Annotated in this window: 19 protein-coding genes and 1 pseudogene; 8 read left to right on the top strand and 12 right to left on the bottom strand. The window is 73.2% G+C overall.

Translation table 11 applies throughout. The features are described from left to right. Positions 1 to 237 precede the first annotated feature (237 nt). Positions 238 to 3,099 carry an AfsR/SARP family transcriptional regulator gene (locus tag Phou_RS39340; protein ID WP_281365151.1) on the top strand — a complete coding sequence of 954 codons (2,862 nt, stop codon included), beginning with the start codon at positions 238 to 240 and terminating at the stop codon, positions 3,097 to 3,099. Positions 3,100 to 3,458: 359 nt separating this feature from the next. Further along, complete coding sequence (locus Phou_RS39335) at positions 3,459 to 4,214, top strand: copper homeostasis protein CutC (RefSeq protein WP_218579491.1); 756 nt, start codon at positions 3,459 to 3,461, stop codon at positions 4,212 to 4,214. Here Phou_RS39335 and Phou_RS39330 read toward each other — a convergent pair. Next, positions 4,196 to 5,392 carry a phosphatase PAP2 family protein gene (locus Phou_RS39330; RefSeq protein WP_173067204.1) on the bottom strand — a complete coding sequence of 399 codons (1,197 nt, stop codon included), beginning with the start codon at positions 5,390 to 5,392 and terminating at the stop codon, positions 4,196 to 4,198. The two genes, Phou_RS39335 and Phou_RS39330, sit on opposite strands and share 19 nt — an antisense overlap. Before the next feature lie 58 nt (positions 5,393 to 5,450). Here Phou_RS39330 and Phou_RS39325 point away from each other — a divergent pair, with 58 nt between their 5' ends. Together Phou_RS39325 and Phou_RS39320 are read left to right on the top strand one after the other, a co-directional pair. Next, on the top strand, positions 5,451 to 5,807 hold the full coding sequence (locus Phou_RS39325; RefSeq protein WP_173067201.1) for a hypothetical protein: 357 nt from the start codon (positions 5,451 to 5,453) through the stop codon (positions 5,805 to 5,807). Further along, complete coding sequence (locus tag Phou_RS39320) at positions 5,744 to 6,292, top strand: EamA family transporter (RefSeq protein ID WP_173067198.1); 549 nt, start codon at positions 5,744 to 5,746, stop codon at positions 6,290 to 6,292. The genes Phou_RS39325 and Phou_RS39320 overlap by 64 nt, the downstream gene beginning before the upstream one ends. A gap of 43 nt (positions 6,293 to 6,335) precedes the next feature. On the opposite strand, the gene Phou_RS53810 is transcribed toward Phou_RS39320, so the two are convergent. Beyond that, on the bottom strand, positions 6,336 to 7,178 hold the full coding sequence (locus tag Phou_RS53810) for an LPXTG cell wall anchor domain-containing protein (protein ID WP_246274244.1): 843 nt from the start codon (positions 7,176 to 7,178) through the stop codon (positions 6,336 to 6,338). Between the two features lie 293 nt (positions 7,179 to 7,471). On the opposite strand from Phou_RS53810, the gene Phou_RS39310 reads away from it, so the two are divergent. Further along, a complete protein-coding gene (locus tag Phou_RS39310) occupies positions 7,472 to 10,165 on the top strand; it encodes a PQQ-dependent sugar dehydrogenase (protein ID WP_173067195.1) in 2,694 nt (897 codons plus the stop codon). On the opposite strand, the gene Phou_RS39305 is transcribed toward Phou_RS39310, so the two are convergent. Then, positions 10,110 to 10,730 carry an MFS transporter gene (locus Phou_RS39305; RefSeq protein WP_246274242.1) on the bottom strand — a complete coding sequence of 207 codons (621 nt, stop codon included), beginning with the start codon at positions 10,728 to 10,730 and terminating at the stop codon, positions 10,110 to 10,112. The two genes, Phou_RS39310 and Phou_RS39305, sit on opposite strands and share 56 nt — an antisense overlap. Positions 10,731 to 10,959: 229 nt before the next feature. On the opposite strand from Phou_RS39305, the gene Phou_RS39300 reads away from it, so the two are divergent. Next, positions 10,960 to 11,901 carry a LysR family transcriptional regulator gene (locus Phou_RS39300; RefSeq protein WP_173067192.1) on the top strand — a complete coding sequence of 314 codons (942 nt, stop codon included), beginning with the start codon at positions 10,960 to 10,962 and terminating at the stop codon, positions 11,899 to 11,901. Here Phou_RS39300 and Phou_RS39295 read toward each other — a convergent pair. The 5 genes from Phou_RS39295 to Phou_RS39275 form a co-directional block, all read right to left on the bottom strand. Then, positions 11,888 to 13,129, bottom strand: coding sequence for an SGNH/GDSL hydrolase family protein (locus Phou_RS39295; RefSeq protein WP_173067189.1), 1,242 nt, complete (start codon positions 13,127 to 13,129; stop codon positions 11,888 to 11,890). The genes Phou_RS39300 and Phou_RS39295 overlap by 14 nt on opposite strands. Before the next feature lie 72 nt (positions 13,130 to 13,201). Then, entirely contained in the window at positions 13,202 to 14,023 is an 822-nt protein-coding gene (locus tag Phou_RS39290) for an LLM class flavin-dependent oxidoreductase (RefSeq protein WP_173067186.1), read from the bottom strand. Positions 14,024 to 14,106: 83 nt separating this feature from the next. Next, complete coding sequence (locus Phou_RS39285) at positions 14,107 to 15,168, bottom strand: hypothetical protein (RefSeq protein ID WP_173067183.1); 1,062 nt, start codon at positions 15,166 to 15,168, stop codon at positions 14,107 to 14,109. A gap of 157 nt (positions 15,169 to 15,325) precedes the next feature. Beyond that, a complete protein-coding gene (gene gad, locus Phou_RS39280) occupies positions 15,326 to 16,717 on the bottom strand; it encodes a glutamate decarboxylase (protein ID WP_173067180.1) in 1,392 nt (463 codons plus the stop codon). 365 nt (positions 16,718 to 17,082) lie between these two features. Then, entirely contained in the window at positions 17,083 to 17,757 is a 675-nt protein-coding gene (locus tag Phou_RS39275) for a TetR/AcrR family transcriptional regulator (RefSeq protein ID WP_173067177.1), read from the bottom strand. 285 nt (positions 17,758 to 18,042) lie between these two features. Here Phou_RS39275 and Phou_RS39270 point away from each other — a divergent pair, with 285 nt between their 5' ends. After that, positions 18,043 to 18,738 carry a hypothetical protein gene (locus Phou_RS39270; RefSeq protein WP_173067174.1) on the top strand — a complete coding sequence of 232 codons (696 nt, stop codon included), beginning with the start codon at positions 18,043 to 18,045 and terminating at the stop codon, positions 18,736 to 18,738. 28 nt (positions 18,739 to 18,766) lie between these two features. Here Phou_RS39270 and Phou_RS56220 read toward each other — a convergent pair. The 3 genes and pseudogenes from Phou_RS56220 to Phou_RS39260 all read right to left on the bottom strand — a co-directional run. Next, positions 18,767 to 18,814: pseudogene (locus Phou_RS56220) on the bottom strand (hypothetical protein); the annotation flags it as partial. Between the two features lie 95 nt (positions 18,815 to 18,909). Then, on the bottom strand, positions 18,910 to 19,545 hold the full coding sequence (locus tag Phou_RS39265; protein WP_246274238.1) for a DUF899 family protein: 636 nt from the start codon (positions 19,543 to 19,545) through the stop codon (positions 18,910 to 18,912). A gap of 53 nt (positions 19,546 to 19,598) precedes the next feature. After that, positions 19,599 to 20,822, bottom strand: a complete 1,224-nt coding sequence (locus Phou_RS39260) for an MFS transporter (protein ID WP_173067169.1) — start codon at positions 20,820 to 20,822, stop codon at positions 19,599 to 19,601. Between the two features lie 131 nt (positions 20,823 to 20,953). Between Phou_RS39260 and Phou_RS39255 the strand changes: the two genes are divergently transcribed. Continuing rightward, positions 20,954 to 21,304: an STAS domain-containing protein gene (locus Phou_RS39255; protein ID WP_173067165.1), complete on the top strand. Its 351-nt coding sequence runs from the start codon at positions 20,954 to 20,956 to the stop codon at positions 21,302 to 21,304. On the opposite strand, the gene Phou_RS39250 is transcribed toward Phou_RS39255, so the two are convergent. Further along, a complete protein-coding gene (locus tag Phou_RS39250; protein ID WP_173067162.1) occupies positions 21,305 to 22,696 on the bottom strand; it encodes a short-chain fatty acyl-CoA regulator family protein in 1,392 nt (463 codons plus the stop codon). Positions 22,697 to 22,817: the final 121 nt, after the last annotated feature.

Genomic DNA, 22,817 nt, shown 5'->3' with positions numbered 1-22,817 from the left:
CCTTTCTTTTTATTTGGACCTGCGCATTTCTCCACACGCCTGTACAGTGATGCCTTTCATTGGGCTGGGCACGCTTTCCCGGAGGCGGTTGGTGGAGTTCCGCATCCTGGGGCCGCTGCGGGTGGTCACCGACACGGGTCAGGTGACGCTCGGCGGCCGGCGGCGGTCCACACTCCTCGCGGTCCTGCTCACCCATCCCGGCCAGGTCGTCTCCCTCGACGACCTGATCGACGCGGTGTGGGACGAGCGCCCCCGGCCACCGCCCGGCGCCAGATCCAAAACGACATCTCCGCCCTGCGCCGCCTGCTCGGTGACGGCTCGAGCGGACGGGCGATCATCGTCGCCGACGGCCGTGGCTACCGCGCCCAGCCGGCGCCCGGCGAGCTGGATTCCCAGGTGTTCGAGGAGCGGGTCGCGGCGGCCCTCGGGCTGGCCGACGAGGGCCGGCTCGCCGACGCGGTCGCCGAGCTCCGTGCCGCCCTCGCTCTGTGGCGCGGGCCGGCGCTGCTGGGGCTGGTCGGCCAGTCCGTGCAGGCGTCCGCCGCCCGGCTCGACGAGCAGCGGCTCGCCGCCCTCGAACACCGCTTCGAGCTGGAGCTGCGCCTGGGCCGGCACGACGATCTGGTCGGCGACCTCGCCGAGCTGGTGGCGGCGCACCCGCTGCGTGAGCGCCTCGTCGGGCTGCTGATGCTCGCCCTGCACCGCGCCGGCCGCCGCGCCGACGCCCTGCAGGTCTACCACCAGCTGCGCGAACGCCTCGCCGACGAGCTCGGCCTCGACCCGGGCCCGGCACTGCGGCAGCGGTACGCCGTGCTCCTGCAGGACGACCCCGCCGATCCGGCCGAGGCGGGACCGGCGCCGCAGGTCCCCCGGCAGCTGCCCGCCGACGTCTCCGGGTTCACCGGCCGGCGTGAAGACCTCAAGCGGCTCGACGAGCTGCTGCCCGACCACGACGGCCGGGACACCGCGGTCGTGATCTCCGCGATCACCGGCATGGCCGGCATCGGCAAGACCGCTCTGGCGGTGCACTGGGCGCACCGCGTCGCCGGCCGCTTCCCGGACGGGCAGCTCTACGTGGACCTGCGCGGGCACGCCCACGACGAGCCGGTACGGCCGATCGACGCGCTCGCCCAGTTCCTGCGCAGCCTCGGCGTGCCGGCCGGTGAGATCCCCGGCGAGGAGGCCGCCGCGGCCGCCCGGTACCGCTCGCTGCTCGCCGAGCGCCGCGTGCTGGTGGTGCTCGACAACGCGGCCGGCGCGGCGCAGGTGCGGCCGCTGCTGCCGGCCAGCCCGGGCTGCCTGGTGCTGGTCACCAGCCGCGACCGGCTCTCCGGCCTGGTGGCCCGCGACGGCGCCCGGCGGCTGAGCCTGGACGTGCTCGGTGCCGGCGAGGCACAGCTGCTGCTGGAGCGAATCCTCGGCGGCGAGCGGGTGGCCGCCGAGGCCGGCGCCGCCACCGAGCTGGCGCGTGCCTGCTCGTACCTGCCGCTCGCGCTGCGCCTCGCCGCCGCCACCATGCTCGACCGTCCCGCGCGCCGCATCGGGGACCTCGTCGCCGAGCTGCGGCGCGACGCACTGTCCACACTCGACACCGACGACGAGCGGTCCGGAGTGCGGGGCGCTTTCGAGCTGTCGTACCGCACCCTCGGCCCGGACGTACGGCGGCTGTTCCGGCTCGCCGGCCTGGCGCCGGTGCCCGACCTCACCGCCGAGGCCGCCGCCGCGCTCGCCGGCACCACGGCTCCGGCCACCGCGCGGCTGCTGGAGCGGTTGGCCGCCGCGCATCTGTCCACTGAGCACGGTGCCGGCCGGTACGTCAGCCACGACCTGCTGCGCCGGTACGCCGCCGACCGCTCGCACGCCGAAGACACCGCCGAGGCGCGGCAGGACGCGCTGCGCCGCCTGTTCGACTGGTACCTGCAGGGTGCCGACGCCGCGGCGAAGGTGCTGTACCCGGACCGGCTGCGCCTGCCCGTGCCACCGTCCGGGACCGCCGGACCGGCCTTCGACTCGGACGCGGCGGCGCTGGCGTGGCTGGACGCCGAGCGGCCCAACCTCGTCGCGGCCATCGTCCACACCGCCAACCACGGCCCCCGCCCCACCGCCTGGCTGTTGACCGACACGCTGCGCAGCTACTTCCTGCTGCGCGTGCACATGGTCGACCTGGCCCGCGCCACCCACGCCGCGCTGCGCGCCGCCGAGGCCGAGGGCGACCCGCGCGCGCAGGCCATCACGCTGCTCAGCCTCAGCAACCTCGACCACCGCCAGCTGCGGTACCCGGCCGCCATCACCCACGGCACCCGCGCGCTCGCCCTCGCCGAGAGCGCCGGATGGACGCAGGGACAAGCCACCGCGCTCGGTGTCCTGGCCACCGCCTACCGCGAGGCCGGACGCATCGAGGAGGCCGCCGGCGTGTACGACCGGGCGCTGACCCTCTACCGCCGCGAAGGCTCACGCGGCGGCGAGGCGCTCACCCTCAACCACCTCGCGCGCACCTACTGGTACCTGTGCCGCTTCCCGGAAGCCCTCGAGTCGGCCACACAGGCGGTAGCCCTGCGCCGCGAGGCCGGCTCGCGCGAGGGCGAGGCCGCCGCGCTGGACACCCTCGGCGAGATCTGCCACGCCGCCGGCCTGCTCGACGAGGCCCTGGACCACCTCACCCAGGCCCTCGCCCTCACCCGCGAGATCGGCGACCGCGGCGTCGAGGCATACACGCTGCGCGACCTGGCCGAAGTCCACCGCGACCGCGGCGAACCCCGGCGCGCCCTCGACCTGGCGCAGGCCGCCGTGGCGCAGGCCCGCATGCTCGGCGAGATGCGCATCGAGGTCGACGCGCTGAACACACTCGCCGCCGTCCACCACCGCCTCGGCCAGGACCGCGAGGCCCTGGACCTGCACCGCCAGGCACTCGACCTGGCCGGCGCGGGCCGCGAGCAGTTCCCACACATCGAGGCGTACCTCGGCATCGCCGCCGCCTGCCGCGGCCTCGGCCACACCGACCAGGCCGTCGAGCACGGGCAGCGCGCGCTGACCGCCGCGCGCCGCGCCGGCTTCCGCATCCTCGAGGAACGCGCCCGCACGATCCTCGCGCCCACCTGACAAACCCGTTCCAGAAGACATCGAGCTACCGCGACGCCCGCCGTGGTCCGGACCGTTGCTCCCGCGGCCTCACCCTCCGCGGTGGGCAAGGCACCCCCGCGCCCCCGACCGCGTCTCAAGCTGGGCGCACCAATGCGCCCAGCTTCAGAGCCTCCCCGACCCACGCCCCGGCCACGGCCGGTCACGCGTAGGCGCGGAGTGGCAATGGGCTTGGCCCGCGGGGCTGGCAGCGGAGGCCGGGGATCTCGGCGAGCCCTGCGAGCCGCCGGCCGGAGCGGTGCCCGCGGGAGCTTGCGGTCCGCAGGTGGCGCGGACCGGGGCATATGCGGTTGAAAGGGATGGTCTCGTAGGGTGTGCGGGTGCGGTTCGAGGTGTGCGTTGACGGTGTCGACGGCGTGCTCGCGGCGGGGGCGGCGGGTGCCCACCGGGTGGAGTTGTGCGCGGGGTTGTCCGAGGGCGGGCTGACGCCGAGTGCGGGCGCGGTCGCCGCGGCGGTCGGGGCCGGCGCGGTCGATGTCAACGTGCTCATCCGGCCGCGCGGGGGTGACTTCATCTACGACCGCCACGAGGTGCGGGCGATGCGGCACGATGTCGAGGCGGTGGCGGCGGCCGGCGCGCACGGGGTGGTTGTCGGGGCGCTCACCGCGGACGGTGATGTGGACGCGGCGGTTTGCCGGGAGGTGCTGGCGGGTGCGGGTGGGCTGTCGGTGACGTTTCATCGGGCGTTCGACATGGCGCGGCGGCCGCATGACGCGCTCGCGGCGGTTGTCGACCTTGGCTGCCAGCGGCTGTTGACGTCGGGTCAGGAGGCGACGGCGCTGGAGGGTGCCCCGCTGATCGCCGAGCTTGTCGCGGCGGGCGGTGACCACCTTGTCGTCATGCCGGGTGGCGGGGTGACGGCTGGCAACGTGCGGCGCCTTGTCGAGCTTACCGGTGCGCGCGAGGTCCACTTCACGGCACGGACCACTGTGGACAGTCCGGCGCGGTATCGCAATCCGCGGGTGGTGATGGGTAGTCGGGTGGGCGTCGAGGAGTATGCGCGGCGGCGCACCAGCCGCGCGGCGATCGAGGCGCTGATCGCGGCAGCCGGCTCCGGTCAGCTGTCGGGGCCGTAGGAGATCACGGTGCCGGTGCGGGCGTCGATGTCGACGTCGTACTCGACGGACTGCCGCATCACGTCGACGCTCCAGACCAGCGTGCCGTGCTCCCACTCCAGCTCGACCTCGGTGGGCGTGCCGTCGCCGGCGTGGTCCAGGGCGATCTGCCTCGCCTCGGCCGAGGTGAGGTGCGGGACCGCGGCCTCCGCCGTCGGGTCGGCGTCGTCCCGTCCGGCGGCGCCGGGCTCCTCGACGGCGGGTGTCCTCGGCCAGCCGGTGACCGCCAGGGTGCCGACGATGCCCATGGTGGCGGAGAGCACGGCGACCGCGCTCATCGACAGGACGGTGACGAACCTGCGGACGAGCAGCGGGTCGGCGGGGCGCCGGTCGCGGTCGGACCGCGGGCCGGGGTCGAGCTTCCAGGCGATCAGGACGGTGGTGAGCCACACGCCGCCGAGCGTCCAGCCGCCGATCACGTCGCTCGGGTAGTGCACGCCGAGGTAGATCCGGGACAGGCCGACCGCGACGGTGAGCAGCGCGGCGGACACCCACGCGGTGGCCCACACGGTGCGGTTGGCGGTCAGCCGGCAGACCAGCCAGGCGACAAGTGCCCAGCCCACCAGGGCGCTGGCCGAATGGCCGGACGGGAAGGCGAACCCGGACTCGGCGAGCGCCTGGTGCGGCTGGTCCGGGCGGGCCCGGCCGATCACCACCTTGATGCCGGCCACGAGGAGCGCGCAGCCGCCGAGCGCGCACAGGGCCAGCAGCAGCGGGCGCACCGAACCGAGCCGGCGTGCGGCCACGACCGCGGCGGTGGCGACGGCGAGGGTCAGCAGCACCTTGCTGCCCAGGTCGGTCACGGACACCACGAACGGGGTCAGCCACCCCGGCCGGTGGGCGGCGATCCACTCGACGGCAGGGCGGTCGATCGCGGTCAGGTCGTCGTTTTCCACGACCGCGTCGAGGACCTCGACGAACACCATGGCGAGCGCGAAGGCCAGCGCCGTCCCGGCGATGAGCACGAGCAGCTGGGCGGTCATCCGGGCGGTGAGCCAGGACAGCCCAGCCCGCATCGGGCGCAGGACGGGCGCCGCGTCGAGGCGGCGCGCGGTGCGCTGGGAGAACCGCACGAGGGCGTACGCGGACGCGCTCAGCGCCGCGGCCACCGCCAGGCTGACGACCACGCTCCAGACCATCGAACCCCTCCCGCCCTCCGCCGACACGGTACCCCGCGGCAGGCTAGCCTCGGCGGCGATGATCGTCGCCGCCGTACTCGCCGCCGCGGTGCTGCACGCGAGCTGGAACGCGGTCGTCAAGGGGGTCTCCGACCGGGCCGGCCTGTTCGTCCGCACGAGCGTGGTGGGCGCCGCGGCGTGCGCGGCCGCGCTCTGGTTCGTGCCGTGGCCGGCCGGCGGGTCGTGGCCGTGGCTGCTCGCCTCGGTCGCTGTGCACGTGCTGTACAACCTGGGGCTGCTGGCGGCGTACCGGCTGGGGCGTTCAACCAGACGTACCCGCTGGCCCGCGGCGTCGGCCCGATCGTGGTGGCGGTGGTCGCCATGCTGGCGCTCGGCGAGTCCCTCGCTCCGGCGCGGGCGGCCGGCGTGGTGCTGATCGCCACGGCCATCGCGGTGCTCGGGCTCACCCCGTGGCGGCTGGTGCGCGCCAACCGGCCGGCCGTGCTCGCCTCGGTGCTGACCGGGCTGACGATCGCGGCGTACACGCTGATCGACGGGGTGGGCGTGCGGGCCAGCGGCTCGGCGGCCGGGTACACGCTGTGGCTGATCGGGCTGGAGTGCTCGGCGACCGCCGTGGTGGCCGCGCTCCTGCGCCGGCGCACGGGCGTCACCGCCGGTTCGGACGCCCGGGGTTGGCTGCTGGCCGGCGCGGTCACGGTGATGTCGACGCTGGCGTACGGGCTCGTGCTGTGGGCGCAGACGCGGGGTGCGCTGGCGGCTGTCGCCGCGCTGCGGGAAAGCAGTGTCGTGGTGGCGGCGCTGATCGGCGTGGTGGTGTTCAAGGAGTCGCTGGGCCGCGTGCGGATAGCCGCGAGCGTGGCGGTCGCGCTTGGCGTGGTGCTGCTGGCCGTGCCCGGCTGAGCATCCTCGGGCCGACCCGCGCGGGCCGGCCCGAGGATCGCCACTACGCCACGAAGCGGGTGCGGCGCCGGCGCGCGATCAGGAACGCGACGCCGCCGGCGAGCAGGAGCACGCCGCCGAGGCCGGCCGCGGCGGCGGTACCGGCGCCGGTCACCGGCAGCCCACCACCCTCGCCACCCGCGGCGCCACCCGGCGCGGGCGCGGTCGTGGTGGCGGTCGGCGCCGGCGTCGCGGTCGGCTGGCCGGTGGGCGTGAGCAGCTTGACGCCGATGAAGCCGAGCGGCCCGCCGATCCCGCCGAGCTCACCGGACGGGGTGGACAGGCTCAGCGGGGTCTCGGTGCCCTGTGCCGCCTGCGTACCCGGGCCGGCCGCACCCTGGGCGAGCGCCTGGATGCCACCGCGCTCGTCGGCGTACGCCTTGCTGAACCACATGTAGATGATCGAGGAGATGTTTTCGGCGCGGGCGTCCGCCTTGGTGGCGATGCCGAGGCCGGTCACCCCGAGGCTGGCGCCCGCCGCGAGGCTGTCGCCGAACTCGCACCAGGCCGACTCCTGGTTGGTGTAGTCCGCGTACCAGCAGTTGTCGTACTTCTTGGTGAAGTCGAGGTCGTTGAGGATCCGCACGTTGAGGACCAGGCCCTCGACGGGTGCCTCGCCGCGGTTCGTCACACCGAGCAGGGCGGGCACGTCCTGGCCCTGCCCGACGAGGTGGCTGCGGTTTTTGCCGGTCTGCGGGTCCTTTTCGGTACCGGCGGCGAGCGTCGCCGGGTCGGGATTGCTCGGGGCCGGAGCGGCGGCCGCGGGCGCGGCGGCGAGACCGGCGGCGAGAAGCAGCGCGCTGACGGTGAATCCGGCGTACCGGCGGATCATCAGGAACCCCCCCATAAGTCCTTAAGACAACCGCGACACCATACAGTTCGTCCCTTGCCGGCCTCCGTCCCAAATAACGGCGCGAAATGCCCCTATCGGACCCTATGAATGTGATGCCGGACACATACGAACTCGCATGCGTCAATTGCAATGTCCCAATTGGACGGTCCGCCCGAACCATCGACAACTTGAAATGCACGTCCACGGGGCAGACGCGGGCAGTGGCCTTCGCTAGCGTCTTCCGTCACGTACCGTGCCGCCACGACTGCGCTGCGGTGATCACCCGTGCCTACCGTGCAGGAGACCGGATGTCGACGCGCCGCCGCTTCGCCGCTTCCATGCTCGTCGCCGCCCTGGCCGGAGCCGGGCTCGCCCCGCTGGCCGGTGCCGCGCCGGCGCCGGCCGCTGTGCCCACGGGCTTCCAGGAGCAGGTGGTGCTCAGCGGCCTCAACCAGCCGATGAACATCGAGTTCTCGCCGGACGGGCGGATCTTCGTGGCGGAGAAGGCCGGGATCATCAAGGTCTTCGACGGGCTCGCCGACACCACCGCGACGGTCTTCGCCGACCTGCGCACCAACGTGCACAACCAGAACGACCGGGGCCTGCTCGGGCTGGCGCTGCATCCGAGCTTCCCCACCACGCCGTACGTCTACGTGCTGTACACGTACGACGCTCCCCCGGGCGGGACGGCGCCGGTGTGGAACGACAACTGCACCGCGGTCGGCGGGGCCAACGGCGGCCAGTGCGTGGTGACCGGCCGGCTGTCCCGGCTGCAGGCCGCCGGCGACGTGATGACCGGCACCGAGCAGGTGTTCCTGCACGACTGGTGCCAGCAGTACCCGAGCCACTCCATCGGCGACCTGCGCTTCGGCCCGGACGGCGCGCTGTACCTCAGCTCGGGCGACGGCGCCAGCTACTCCGCGGTCGACTACGGCCAGCTCGGCACGCCACCCAACCCCTGCGCCGACCCGCCCGGCGGCACGATGACACCACCCGCGGCGGAGGGTGGCGCGCTGCGCTCGCAGGACGTGCGCACGCTCGCCGACCCGACCGGCCTCGACGGCACGATCCTGCGCCTGGACCCGGCGACCGGCGCGGCCGCGAGCGGCAACCCGCTCATCGCCAGCGCGGACCTCAACGCCCGCCGCATCGTGGCGCAGGGGCTGCGCAACCCGTTCCGCTTCACCTTCCGGCCGGGCACCGGCGAGCTCTGGCTCGGCGACGTCGGCTGGAGCACGTGGGAGGAGATCAACCGGGTGGTCGACCCGGTCGCCGGCGTGGCCAACCTCGGCTGGCCCTGCTACGAGGGCAACGCCACGCAGAGCGGCTACGACGGGGCGAACCTGTCGCTGTGCGAGACGCTCTACACCGGCTCCGGGCAGGTCGCGCCGCTGTACGCGTACCGGCACGGCCAGCCGGTGGTCACCGGCGAGACGTGCCCGGTCAACGCCGGGTCGTCCACGTCCGGCGTCGCGTTCTACCCGACCGCCGGCGGCACCTACCCGGCCGCGTACCGGGGTGCCCTGTTCTTCGCCGACTACTCGCGCGACTGCATCTGGGTGATGCCGCCGGCCACCGCGGGTGGCGTGCCCGACCCGGCCGCCCGGCAGGTGTTCGTCTCGTCCGCCGCCAACCCGGTCGACCTCGCCATCGGCCCGGGCGGCGATCTGTACTATGTGGACGCAGGCGGCAGCGTCCGGCGGATCCGCTACTTCGCCGGCAACACGCCGCCGACCGCGGTGCTGCAGGCCACCCCGACCTCCGGCACCGCGCCGCTGACCGTCAGCTTCGACGCCCGCGGCTCGTCCGACCCGGACCCGGCCGACGCCGGCCTGCTGCGCTACGAGTGGGACTTCACCGACGACGGCACCGTGGACGCGACCACGCCGACGGCGACGTTCACGTACCCGGCGGGCGGGTCGTACACCGCGCGGCTGCGGGTCTTCGACACGCTCAACGCCACCGACACCACGACGGTCGCCATCCAGTCGGGCAACAGCCCACCCACCGCGGTCATCGACTCCCCCGCGCCCACGCTCACCTTCGCCGTCGGCCAGACGATCAGCTTCGCCGGCCGCGGCACCGACCCCGAGCAGGGTGCGCTGCCGGCGTCGGCGCTGCACTGGCGCCTGCTGCAGCACCACTGCTTCACCGTGGACAACTGCCACGTGCACACCGTCCAGGACTGGGACGCGGTGGCGTCCGGCGCGTTCCCGGCGCCGGACCACGAGTACCCGTCCTATCTGGAGCTCGCCCTGACCGTCACCGACTCGGCCGGCCTGTCGCACACCACGAGCGTGCGGCTGAACCCGCGCACGGTCGACCTGACGTTCACCAGCAGCCCGGCGGGCCTGCAGATCGCGGTCGGCGGCACCGCGCAGGCCACCCCGTTCACCCGCCGGGTGATCCAGGGCTCGGGCAACTCGGTCAGCGCGGTGACCCCGCAGACGCTGGGCGGCACCACGTACACGTTCGCCAGCTGGTCCGACGGCGGCGCGCAGACGCACCTGATCACCGCCCCGGCGACAGCGACCACGTACCAGGCCACGTACGCCGCCACCGGACCGGTGCGGCTGCCCCAGTCGCAGCTGACCGTCCGCTCCGTCGACAGCCAGGAGACGCTGCTGCTCAACGGCCGCGGGACGAACGTGCTGGACGGCAACGGGACCACCGTCTGGATGAGCCGCATGCTGCTGCCCGCGCCGATGCCGCACGAGATCCAGCTCGACCTGGGCGCGAGCCGCTCGGTGGCCGCGCTGTACTACCTGCCGCGGCAGAGCAGCGCCAGCGGGCGCATCGCCAACTACGAGGTCTACGTCTCGACCGACGGCACGACCTGGGGTGCGGCGGTGGCCACCGGCACGTTCGCCAACGGCACCGCCGAGCAGGCGGTCACGTTCCCGGCCAAGACCGGGCGGTACGTGCGGCTGCGCGCGCTCAGCGAGGTCAACGGCAATCCGTGGGCGTCGGTCGCCGAGCTGAACGTCGGGGTGCTCCCCTGAGGAGCGGCCGCAGTCCGGGGTGGGTCAGCAGGTGCCGCCAGCCGTCGAGCAGGTCGCCGGCGCGGCGGCCGGCGGTGGTGCGCCGCCGACGGTCCTCACGGCCGCGGATGGCGGTGAGGCAGAGCGCGGAGCCCAGGTAGCTGACCGCGTCCGCGACCACGGTGGTGACCGGGCCGGACAGGCCGACCGCCGCACCGCCGAGCGGCGGCCCGACCGCGATCGCGCTCCACGTCGTCGACTCGAACCGCGCGTTCGCCACGAGCAGGTCGTCCGGGCGTACGACCGCCTTGAGGTAGGCGCCCGCCGCGGCGGCGAAGGCGATCTTGGCCGCGGCGACCACGGCCGACACGACAAGCAGCTGGCCGAAGCTGAGCACGCCGGCCGCGAAGGCGACCGGGACCGTCATCAGGGCCGCGAACCGGGCCAGGTCCATCGCGATCATCACCGGCCGCTTGCGGCGCGGCTCCACCCACGGCCCGAGCGGCAACGCGATCAGCGCGCCCACCGCCGGCCCCACCGCCGCCAGCGCGGAGACCTGGGCCGGGCTGGCGTGCAGCACCAGCACGGCGACCAGCGGCAGCGCGCCGAACCCGAAACCGAGCCGTAGGCGCTGACGGCGTACCCGGCCCAGAGCCAGCGGAGCCGCCGGCCCAGGGATCGTCCGGCCACCAATCCGGTACCTCCCCCACAACCCGCCGTTGACCGCGCCGATCCAAGCAACGGCGGCTGCTGGGGATCAAACAACGGCACTGGCGGCGAGCCACAACCCCGCGTTGTACCGGTAGGGTTCGCGCGTGGATCTCGACGGTGTGCGCACCTTCGTCGCCGCCGCGGACGCCGGGCAGTTCCAGGAGGCCGCGGCCACCCTGTCGGTCACCCAGCAGGCCGTGTCCAAGCGGATCGCCACGCTGGAAAGGGACCTGGGGGTGCGCCTGTTCACCCGCACCGCCCGGGGCGCCCGGCTCACCGTCGACGGCCAGGCGTTCCTGCCCCACGCGCGGGAGCTGCTGCGGGTGGCCGAGCGGGCCGACGCGTCCGTGCGCCCCGGCCGGCGTGCCCTGCGCGTCGACGTGATGAGCCGGCGGGTGGCGCCGGCGGTGGTGCTGCAGGACTTCTACCGCGCGTACCCCGAGATCGCGCTCGACGTCGTGACGCTGAGCGCCGACGTCGACGGTGCGGTGGCGGCGGTCGAGGCCGGGACGGTGGACGCCACCTTCCACGCCGTCCGTACGCCCGCGCGGCACCTGCCGGATCCGATCAGGACGGCCCGGGTGATCGACGAGCGGCACGAGCTGCTCGTCGGGCCCGGCCACGCGCTCGCGAACGCGCGGTCCGTCACGCCGGCGCAGCTGGTCGGGCACCGGATCTGGATGCCCGGGATGGAGCGCGGCACCGAGTGGGCGGACTACTACGACGCGCTCGCCGCCGCGTTCGGGCTGGCGATCGACGTGGTCGGTCCCGCCTTCGGCAACGAGGCGCTGATGGCCGAGATCGCCGACTCCACGCAGCTGGCGACGCTGGTCGGCGAGCGCTCGCGCTACCTGTGGCCGGACAGTTGGGACCTGCGGCGCATCCCGGTGCGCGGCCCGGCACCGGTGTACCCGATGTCGATCATCTGGCGCCACGACAACCCGCACCCGGGATTGGGCCGGCTGCGCGAGCACCTCCACGCCCGGCGCGCGGACCTGCTGCCCGACGCCGACATCTGGACCCCCGCCTGGCTCAGCTCACGGTGATCGCGCCGCCGGCCGCGCGGGTGCAGCGCACGCTCCGCGCCGCCGTGACCGCCGCGCCGGACAGGCACTGCCCGAGCACGCCGTGCCCGGCCGCGTTCGGGTGCCACGACTCCTGGCAGGTCTGGAAGTAGGTCACGCACGCGTTGGCGATGCGCTGGATGGCGATCTTGTCGTAGCCGTCCAGGTCGGTGACGAACACCCCGGTCGGCCCGTCCTGGAGCCGGATCGGCGTGGCCAGCGCCCCGTCCGGGCTGCCCAGCTGCTCGCACAGCCGCGCGCCGGTGAACGCGCCCTGCACGTTCAGGTACACAAGGTCGGCGCCGGCGAACTCGCCGCTCATCGCGGTGTGCACATCGGACACCAGCGTGCCCAGCCCGGTGGAGAACGTGTGGCCGGCCGGCAGGCTCGCCCGGTGGATCGGGCAGCCGGCGCGGTACCGCTCGGCGCCGAGGGCGCGGAACTTGTCCCGGTCGTCGGCCCGCCCGTCCTCGGTGTGCAGGCTCGTCTCCAGGTCGGTGGGGAGCGGGTTGGTGTAGTCCTGGAAGACCACGCGGTGGAAGCCGTCGGCGTCGACCTCGTCGAGGACGCGCAGCAGCTCGCGCACCGCCGCCGCCGTCTCGTCCCGCGCGGCGGCCAGCTGCGCCGCGGTGGCGAGGTCGGCGTTGGTGCAGGGCTCCTGCGGCACCGGTCCGCCGAGGTACGCCCAGAACTCCCACCAGCCGGTCCAGGCGTCGGCCACGAACCGGTTGGCGCACTTGGAGGCGACGTCGCCGAAGGTGAACGAGCTGTTGTTGGAGCCAAGGCCGAGCAGGACGAGGTCGATGTCGTGCGTGCCTGCCACGGCGCGCAGCTGGTCGATCTGCGAGGCCACCGTGCGGCCCTTCGCGCGGGCGCTGGACGGCGCGGTGATGTCGTGCGGCTGCGCCCCCGAGCAGGCCAGGTTGAACCGCTGCTGTATGCCGGGCAGGTCGGCGCGCAGCAGCGACGCGTTGGCCGACCGGTGGCAGAAGAAGGCGTTGCTGTTGGCCGCGGACCAGCCGGGGAAGCCCTGCGCCTGGCCGGCGGCGTCGACGACCGGCTGGTAGGCGCCGGCGCCCTCGCCGCTGACGAAGCTGTCGCCGAGCGCGACGGCGGCGGTCGGCAGCGCGGCGCTCGCGGGCGCGGACACGGCGGCGATCGGCACGAGGGCGAGCACGGCGGGAACGGCGAGTCGGCGCCAGAGCGACACGTCAGCCTCCAGAGATCCGGACTTAGCATCGGATCACAGGAGCGCCACGAACGTCAATGTCCGCCCGGGGACTCAGCCGGCGCGCCGCGCGGGACCGTCGCGGACCACGCCGCGGGCGGTGTCCAGTGTGGTGCCCGGGTCGATCTCGGCCAGCCACCAGGTCGCGCCGGCGGCGGCGTAGGGCGCGACGTCGGTACCCAAGGAGAGGGCGACGGCGATGTCGAACGGCGCCGGATCCGGGCCGCGCAGCTCGGCCAGCACGGACGCCATCTCCGCGACCTGGTCCGGGTGGGCGAGGTTGACCGGGACGAACCCGTCGTGGCGGGCGGCGCGGCGCAGCGGGGCGCGCTTGCCGGGCAGGCCGGCCACCCACACCGGCACGCCGGGACGCTGCACCGGGCGCGGCAGGAAGGTGATGTCGTCGACGGTGTGGTGCCGGCCGTGGTGGCGCACCGGCTCGCCGGACCAGGCCTGGCGGAGCACGTCGAGGGACTCGTCGAGCATGCCGGCCCGCTCCCGCTCGTCGAGCTCCTCGCCGGTCTTGGACCACTCGCTGCCGAACTGGTCGCTGCCCAGGCCGACGCCGAGCGTGAGGCGCCCGCCGCTGAGCAGGTCGAGGGTGGCGGTCTCCCGGGCGACCTTGGTGGGGCGCCGGCGGGCCAGCGGGGTCACCATCGGGCCGAGCCGGATCCGGCTGGTCGCGGTCGCGACCGCGGCGAGCGTGATCCACGGGTCGGCGAGGCTCTGGACCGGCGGCCGCCACCGCACGTGGTCCCAGACGAACATGCCGTCCCAGCCGGCCTCCTCGGCCTCCGCCGCCAGCCCCGCGACCGCGCGCGGGTCGGCCAGCTCGTCGAACAGTGGCAGGAACAACGCCGAACGCAACCCGGCCACGGCTTCTCCTCTCGTGCCCCTTTCGCCGCACAATAGCGGCGGGACCAGGGGTCCGCCGGCATCGGCGGACCCCTGGCCTGTGTTTACGCGGCCGCGACCGGCAGGACGTGCAGGCTTGGTGCGCCGCCCGACCAGTCCTGGCTCACCGCGTAGAGCCGGCGGCCACCCGGTGCCCAGGCCAGCGCCCCGGACACGAGGTTTTCGCCGAGCTCGAACGAGGCGACCTGGATGCCGTCCGGGCGCAGCAGGAACACGTCCGGGTCGTACGTGGCGTCCGAACCCGCCGCGATGAGGGTGCCGTCGCGGGACACCTCCACCGCGTTCGGGTACGCCGTCGTGGGGATGAACTGCGACTGCTGGTTGAGGTCGGCCACGGCGAAGGCCTGCACGCCGTACGGCGCGCCCTGCGCGAGGTAGACCGTCGCGGCGTCCCGGCTCAGCGCGAGGTCACGCAGGTTGCTGCCGGTCGCGCTGTGCGCGCTGCGCCGCTCGAAGGTCAGCGCACCGCCGGTGCCGACGCTGTAGACGTGCACCGAGGCGGGGCTGAGCGACGGCTGCCCGGCGATCAGCACCGACGGCGCGGCCGGCGTGGTGTTCAGGATCGGGTGGTCGTAGAAGTTTTCGGTGACCAGTCCGGTGCGGACCACGGCCGGCTGGCGGCTCAGGTCGACCAGCCCGATGTTGCCGCCCCACTGGTCGCAGCCGTACCCGAAGTACAGCCGGCGCCCGGACAGGGCCAGCGACGACGGGCACGCCCCGGTGCCGGTGGAGTAGCGCGCCGACTCGACAAGTGAACCGGTGTCGAACGCCACGATCTGGTTGGCGTTGGGCAGCGCCACGAACAGCGTGGTCTGGTCATTGCTGAGCAGCAGGTCGGACGGGCCGGGCAGCTCGCCGAGCACGCCGGTGACCGTGCCCGCCGCGTCGGTGACGACGACCGAGGTGGTCGCCGGGCCGCCGCTGACGAACACCCGGTCGCGCGCCGCCACCACGTCGTGGCCTCGCGTGAGCGGCAGCACGGTCTCGGTCGGGGCGGCTGCCTGTGCCCCGGGGCTGAACGGGTTGAGCAGGGTGCTCACGATGACCAGGCCGCCAACCAGGGCGAGCCTGGCGATCGAGCGGAACGGTCGTGTCGTCTGGTGCAACGATGCCTCCCGTAGCGGTGGTGCCGGTGGCTCCGCACAGTGCGGCCGGCACGCACGAGCGCACGCGGGAAGCAGCAGCAGCGCTCCCCGCAGCGCTTTCATGCTGGTCCATGTATAGCGGAGGGGTACGACAAAAACTGACCCGTGTCCGAAGTGGTCAGTGGTGGAAACTGGGCCGCTGCCCCTCGACCGGCATCGGAGCGCTCAGTCTGTCCAAATAGGCCACTTCGGCCCGCAGGTCGGAGACGAAGGCACCGGCCAGGTCGCGGCTCAGGCCGTTGCGGACCACGACGCGTTGCACGGTGACGTCCGCGAGGTCGTCCGGCATCGGGTACGCGGGGACCAGCCATCCTCTGGTGCGGAGGCGGTCGGAGAGGTGGTACAGGTTCCAGTTTTCGGTGTGGCCGTCGCGCAGGCGCCAGGCGAAGACCGGGATGTCGGCGCCGTCGTTCCAGAGCGCGAACTGTGGCAGCTTCGCGACCTCGCCGGCCAGGTACCGCGCGACGTCGTGGGCGGACTGCTGCACCCGCCGGTACCCGTCCATGCCCAGGCGCAGGAACATGTAGTACTGCAGGAGCACCTGCGCGCCGGGCCGGGAGAAGTTGAGGGCCAGCGTCGGCATGTCGCCGCCGAGGTAGGTGACCCGGAAGATCAGGTCTTCGGGCAGCGCGGCCTTGTCGCGCCAGACCACCCAGCCAAGGCCGGGGTACACCAGGCCGTACTTGTGGCCGGACGTGCTGATCGAGGCCACCCGCGCCACCCGGAAGTCCCACTCCAGGTCGGGCTGGACGAACGGTGCGATGAACGCGCCCGACGCGCCGTCGATGTGGATCGGGACGTCGAGGCCGGTCGCCGCCTGGATGCGGTCCAGCGCGTCGGCGATCCGCCGCACCGGCTCGTACATGCCGGTGTAGGTCACGCCGAGGATCGCCACGACGCCGATCGTGTTCTCATCCACATAGGACTCGAGGTCGTCGCCGTCGAGCACCTTGTGCTCCTCGCTGATCGGCACCAGCCGCGCCTCGACGTCCCAGTAGTTGCAGAACTTCTCCCAGCACACCTGCACGGCGCTGGACATCACCAGGTTGGGCCGGTCGGTCGGCTTGCCCGCCGCCCGCCGCGCGTGCTGCCACCGCCGCTTGAGGGCGAGGCCGCCGAGCATGCAGGCCTCGGACGAGCCGACCGTCGAGGTGCCGATGGTGTCGCGCGGGTCGGGCGCGTGCCAGAGGCCGGCGAGCATCGTCCAGCAGCGCGTCTCCACCGCGGCCGTGGCCGGGTACTCGTCCTTGTCGACCATGTTCTTGTCGAACGTCTCGGCGTACAGCCGCTCCGCCGGGCCGTCCATCCAGGTGCCCACGAAGGTCGCCAGGTTGAGCCGCGCGTTGCCGTCGAGCATCGCCTCGTCGTGCACGATCTGGTACGCCGTCTCGGGCAGCGACTCGCCCTCGGGAATAGCGAAGCGGGAAAGCTCGGTCGCCTCGCCCGGCCGCACGAACACCGGGTTCAGAGCGACCGTGTCAGAGTCGGCGGTGCGGCGCGTGACTGGCATGCCCCCCTCCAGCGGTCCGATCTTGACCGTACTCGGCGGGGCCGTGCCCGGCGGCCACAATCCGCGATCCCACTTGATCAACAGGTAAGGGTGGCTAACCTGCGGGCCGGTTGGGGAGCAGGTCGGCGATCGCGGTGCGGATCGCGCCACGGCGGAGGCCGTGTTCGCGGGCCGGAGCGGCGATGCCGGCACCGGCGCGGAAGGCGTCGCGTGCCTGGTCAGTCGCGCCGAGTTGGGCAAGGCGAGGGCGTCGGCCGGACGTGCTGCCGTTGGCCCAGGCGGCGAGGCCGTAGCGGGTGAGTTCGTTCCGCGGTGATGGATCGGAGCTGCGGTGCAGAGGGCCGCGCGACGGTCCGTGAGCGTTGCTATGCGGAGGCTCTCAGGGGCTCGAGGGCGGCCAGGATGAGGTCGAGGCCGAAGATGAACTCCTCTGCCGGGTCGTAGCCGGCGGCGACGAGTGCCGCGGCGGACTCGTTGAGGTAGGGGAACTCGTCAGGAGGAAGCTGGGGCAGGAAGACGTCCTCGGTCATGTCCGCGAGCTCGTCGGCGGTGTCGAACGGCAGGCTGGCTTCCTGCAGGGCGAAACCGTAGACGTAGCTGTCGATCAACCAGTTGGCGTGCGTCGCCATCAAGACCGGGAAGCCGGCCCTGCGCAGGCAGGCGGTGACCGCTTCGCGGTGGCGCAGGTTCGCGGGCCCGGGCGATGTCCGCGACTCCATCAGGCCGATCGCCCACGGGTGGCGTGCGAGAACCTGTCGGGCGGATACCGCCCGCCGTCGCATCGCTGACTGCCAGTCGGTCTGTTCGGGCGGGAGCTCGATCTCCTCGAACACGATGTCGATCATGGCGTCCAGCAACTCGTCCTTGTTCGCCACGTAGTGGTAGAGCGACATCGCGCCCGCGCCGAGCGCGCCAGCCAGCCGGCGCATGCTCAGCCCGTGGACCCCCTCGCGGTCGGCGAGCCGGATCGCCTCGGCCACCACCCTTTGCTTGCTCAGCCCCGCGTCTGACGCGACCTGGCGTTGTTCCCTCGCAGACACGGGTCTCCTCGCTCCCTCGAACGGCTTGACAATCGTACAGCGTACGACCCATAGTACGGCGTACGACGTACGGTGTACGAGACAGCGAGAGTCGCAGCTCGGACGCGAGGAGCTTCAGTGGGAACCGAACAGCGATCGAATGCCGGAGACCGCCTGGTGCCGTGGGCGAGTCCGGCCGGAGCGGCGACGATGCGGGCCGCCCTCCAGCACCGCTACGGCCCGCCCTCGGTGCTCAAACCTGCTCGACAACCCGCCGGCCATCCGACCGCAACGAAGGAGCAAAAGATGAGATCACCGAAGAACACCGCCGCCACGCTGGCCCGCAGGTGGTTCGTTCGAGGCCGGCTCGTCGGTGCCGCGGCGATCGCGTTCGCGGTGTTGGTGGTGATCGAGAACGTGTTGTTTGCGGTAACGGGCGCGCTGTCCTACGGCGCTCCGATCGAGGACGTGCTGGCCTACTACGCGGCCAACCGCGACGCGGTCGCGATCGTGTCCGGTCTGGTAGCCCTGTACCTGCCGCTGCTGCTCGTGTTCGTGACGGGCCTGCACGGCCTCGTGGAGCGGCGAGGCGGAGCGGGCGCCGACGGGTCGCGCCTCGCCGTGGCCGCTGGCGCGACGCTGTCGGCCATCTTCGTGCTTGTCAACGTCCTGCAGATCGGGCTCGCGCTCTCCGCCGGCGCGCTCGCCGAGCCGACGCCTGCGTTCGAGCTCGTCTGGCAGCTTCACGCGGCGGCGTTCGCGCTGGCGCTGCCGACGCTCGGCACCACCTTCATCGGCGCGGCCCTCGCCGCGCACGCGAGCGGGCTGACTCCGGCCTGGCAGCGCCTGCTCGGCCTGGTGGGCGGGAGCCTGCTGCTCGCCGCGGGGCTCGGCAACCTCGCGATCGCCGACGGCTCGGCGCTGATCTTCGTTGGGCTCCTAGGGTTCGCCGCCTGGCTCGTCTGGCTGCTCGCGACCGGCGTGCGCCTCGTCCGGTCGTGACCGAGGTGAGGGCGGCGCCGAGGTCGCGCACGCGGGCGAGGACTCCGTGGAGGGCCGCCTGATCGAGTCCCTCCAGCCCACCGCGGAGGGTGAGGCCGCGGGAGCAACGGTCCGGACCACGACGGACGTCGCGGCAGCCCGGATCTGTCCGAATTGGACCTTCTGAAACGGCTACACGATCGCACCCCGCCCTGACCCCGAAGGGCCGGCTCCGCGCGTCCCTGGGCCGCGGCGAGCTACGCGCCGGTGAGGTCGTCGGAGCAGGTAGCTGACCAGATGCATGAGCCCTATGTTGCGGCCGGCCAGGAGGGTGTCGAGGGACTCCTGCGCGGAGTACCACGGCATGTCCCAGCCCATGAAGTCTCGGTAGCGGCGGCTCTCGTCGTACGGGCCCTGGCACAGCACGGCGTACGTGATGTCGCGGGAGTGCAGGTAGGACAGCTCGCTGACCTGGGAGTTGTTCCACGTGCAGCCCTCGCACTGCTCGGCGGCGGGCCGGCCGGGATGCCACATGAAGTAGTAGGCGATCAGCTGGCGCCGCCCGCCGAACGCGTCGCGCAGGGTCATGGGCCCGTCCGGGCCGGTCAGCGGGGTCTGCGGATCCAGCTCGATCATGGGCAGGCGGCGCCGGGCCGCGGCGATCGCGTCGCCTTCGCGGGTGTGTGCCTTCTCGCGGATCCGCAGGCGCGCGATCTCCGCCTCGTACGCGGCGCGGTCGGCGACCTCGGGCTTGGCCGGCTCGCCGGCGGCCGGGGGTGCGGGCGTGGCGGCCTGCGCCGGCGAGCAGCAGTGGGCGGGGTCGTTCACGACTGTCTCCTCTCTCGGGTCACCGTCTGCGCGGCGGGCGTTTCGGTCCGGCTTCACGCCTGGCACAGGGCCGGCTCCCGGATCGGCGGCGGCGCCGCGGCCACCTCGACCGCCGGCGGCGTCAGGAAGCTTGTCGCCCATGCGACCGGGATCGCGATCACCGCGATGACCAGGCCGGCGATCACCGCCGCGGAGGTGTTGAAGGCGCCGACCGCGGCGCCGCCGGCGAACGAGCCGAGCGCGATGCCCACGTTGGCCGCCGAGGCCGGCAGCGACTGCGCGAACGCGCCGCCGGGGCCGGCCAGGCTGACCACGCGGTACTGCATGGAGGGGGCCATGCCCATCGCGAAACCGCCCACGGCCAGCAGCGCGAGCGCCACCAGGACCGGGACGGCGCCGACCAGGTACAGCGCGAGCAGGCATCCCGCGACGCCGGCGGTCCCCACGACGAGGGCGCGGGCGGCGTCGGCGTCGGCGAAGCGGCCGCCACCGAACGAGCCGGCCGCCGTGGCCGCCCCGTAGGCAAGCAGGAACACGCTGATCAGGCCGCCGGAGACGCCGGTGACGGTCTGCAGGAACGGGACGATGTAGGTCAGCGCCGCGTAGACCGACGCGAAGATCAGGCCGGTCAGGGCGAGCACGGCCAGCACGCGCGGGGCGACCGCGGACCGGACCTGGCCGCGCGCGCCGGCACCGGCACCGGGCACCGAGGGCACCACCGCGAGGGTGGCGACGAGGGCGGCGGCGGCGAGCCCGGTGGCGGCCGCGAACGCGCCGCGCCAGCCGAGCGCCTGGCCGACCAGCGTGCCCAGCGGCACACCCACCGCGCCGGAGACCGCGACTCCGGAGACGACGACGGCCATCGCCCGGCCGGCCCGCGCCGGCGGGACCACGGCGGTGCCGGCGGCGAACGCGGCGGCGATGAACAGGCCCTGGAACGCGCCGGTGAGGATGCGCGCCACGAGCAGCAACCCGTAGCTGCCGGTCAGCACCGCGACGAGGTTGGAGACGATGAACAGCGCGAGCGCGCCGGCCAGCACCGTCCGCTTGTCCAGCCGGATCGTCGCGGCGGTCAGGACCGGGCCGCCGACGGCGAGGCCCAGCGCGTAGACGGTCACCAGCAGGCCGGCGGCGGGGATCGAGACGCGCAGGTCGGCGGCGATCAGGTCGAGCACGCCGACGGCGAGCAGCTCGGTGCCGCCGATCACGAACATGCCCAGGAACAGCGTGGCCAGGACGAGATTCGCCCTGCTCGGGCTCGGTGCCGGCGCATCCATGACGGGCCCCCTCGCGAGATATAGCAACTAGCTGGTTGCTATTCAACCTATAGCAATCGCCCGGTTGCGTCAATCGGGGCGTCGCCGCGCGGTCAGGTGGGGATTCCCGTAGGATTTCGCGCGGAGGTCAGATGTCCGTCGAACCCGCGGCCGCACCGCACGACCTTGCGGTGGAGGTCAGCACCGATGCCGCCGGCACAGTCACGTTGGCGGTGACCGGCGAGATCGACGTCAGCACGTCGACGTTCCTGCGTGGACGGTTGGAGGAGGTCCTGGACGCCGAGCCCGCCGCCGTCGTCGTCGACATGGCCGGCGTCCCGTTTCTCGACTCGTCCGGCCTCAGCACGCTGATCTACGCGTTCAGCCGGGCCGAGCGGCAGCACGCGACGCTGGTCGTGGCCAGGCCGCAGCCGATCGTCGACCGGCTGCTGCACGTGACCGGGCTCTTCGAGATGCTCTGCGCGCCCGCCAAGGCGCAGTGATCAGCGCGCCTTGAGCGGGTACGGGATGAAGGTGCTCCGGTTTTCGTCCAGGTCGAGGCTGCGGCCGATCGGTGCCGCGGCCCGCTGCGGGCAGGACAGGCGCTCGCAGGTCTTGCAGCCGGGCCCGATCGGGGTGGCGGCGTCGGTGGCGTCGAGGTCGCGGCCGTCGGAGTAGACGAGCCGGCCGGCGTGGCGGGTCTCGCAGCCCAGGCCGATCGCGAACATCTTGCCGGGCTGCCGGAAGCCGCCCAGGTGGCGGGTGACGGTGCGGGCGATCCACAGGTACCGCTGGCCGTCCGGCATCGCCGCGATCTGGGTCATCACGCGGCCGGGCGCGCTGAACGCCTCGTACACGTTCCACAAGGGACACGTGCCACCCGAGCGGGAGAACGGGAAGCCGGTGGCCGACTGCCGCTTGGACATGTTGCCGGCGCGGTCGACCCGCACGAACGAGAACGGCACGCCCCGGGCCTTGGGGCGCTGCAACGTGCTCAGCCGGTGGCAGACGGTCTCCCAGCCCATCGCGAACTGGTTGGTAAGCAGGCCGATGTCGTAGCGCACGGCCTCGGCCGCGCCTAGAAAGCGCTGGTACGGGAAGATCAGCGCGGCGGCGAAGTAGTTGGCCAGCCCGACCCGCATGAGGATCTGCGTCTGCACGTCCTCGACCTGCTCCTCCTCGATGATCTCGTCGATCACGTCGGCGCACTCGAGCAGGCCGATCTGGGCGCCGATCCGGCTCGCCTCCTGGCCGGGGCGCATGGACGTGGACAGGTACAGCGTGCGGGTCTCCGGCCGGAAGCGGTGCAGCTCGCCGCCGAGCGTCTCCGGGCCCTCGCGGGCGATGCGGATGCCGTGCCGCTCGGCGAGCCGCTCGGCCAGCGCCGTGCGGGTCTCGCCCGGGCGCACCCCGATCTTCTCGGCCAGCGCCTCGGCCGCCTCGTCGAGGTCGGGGATGTAGTTCTGCCGGCGGTAGAAGAAGTCGCTGACCTGGTCGTGCGGGCTGCGCCCGGCCACCAGCTCACGGTCGCCGACGATCTCGGCGAGCTGGTCGCCCGCCTGCCGGTACCGGCGGAACAGCTCGATCACGGCCTCGGCCACCTCGGGCTGCTTGGTGGCCAGCTCGGTCAGGTCGGGCAGGCTCACCCGCGGCGGCAGCGCCTCGCGCAGGTCGTGCACCAGCCGGGGGATGTCGTGCGGCGCGAAGAACGTGGTGTCGACGCCGAACAGCTCCGTGATGCGGATGAGCACCGGCACGGTCAGCGGCCGGGCGTCGTGCTCGATCTGGTTGAGGTAGCTGGCCGAGATGCCGAGCTGCCGGGCCAGCTCGACCTGGCTGATGGCGCGCTCCTCGCGCAGGCGCCGCAGCCGCGCCCCGGCGAACGTCTTGGTCACGCGCGCTCCTTCCGCCATTTGCGCCGCCATTCGATCCGGTCAGATTAGCAGGCTTGAAAAGAAGCGAATTCGCAACTTTGCAAAACGGCGGCGAGGCTTTTCAATAATTGGCTCTTTCCGT

Source organism: Phytohabitans houttuyneae, assembly GCF_011764425.1.
GTDB lineage: Bacteria > Actinomycetota > Actinomycetes > Mycobacteriales > Micromonosporaceae > Phytohabitans > Phytohabitans houttuyneae.
This window is presented reverse-complemented; position numbering and strand designations above follow the sequence as displayed.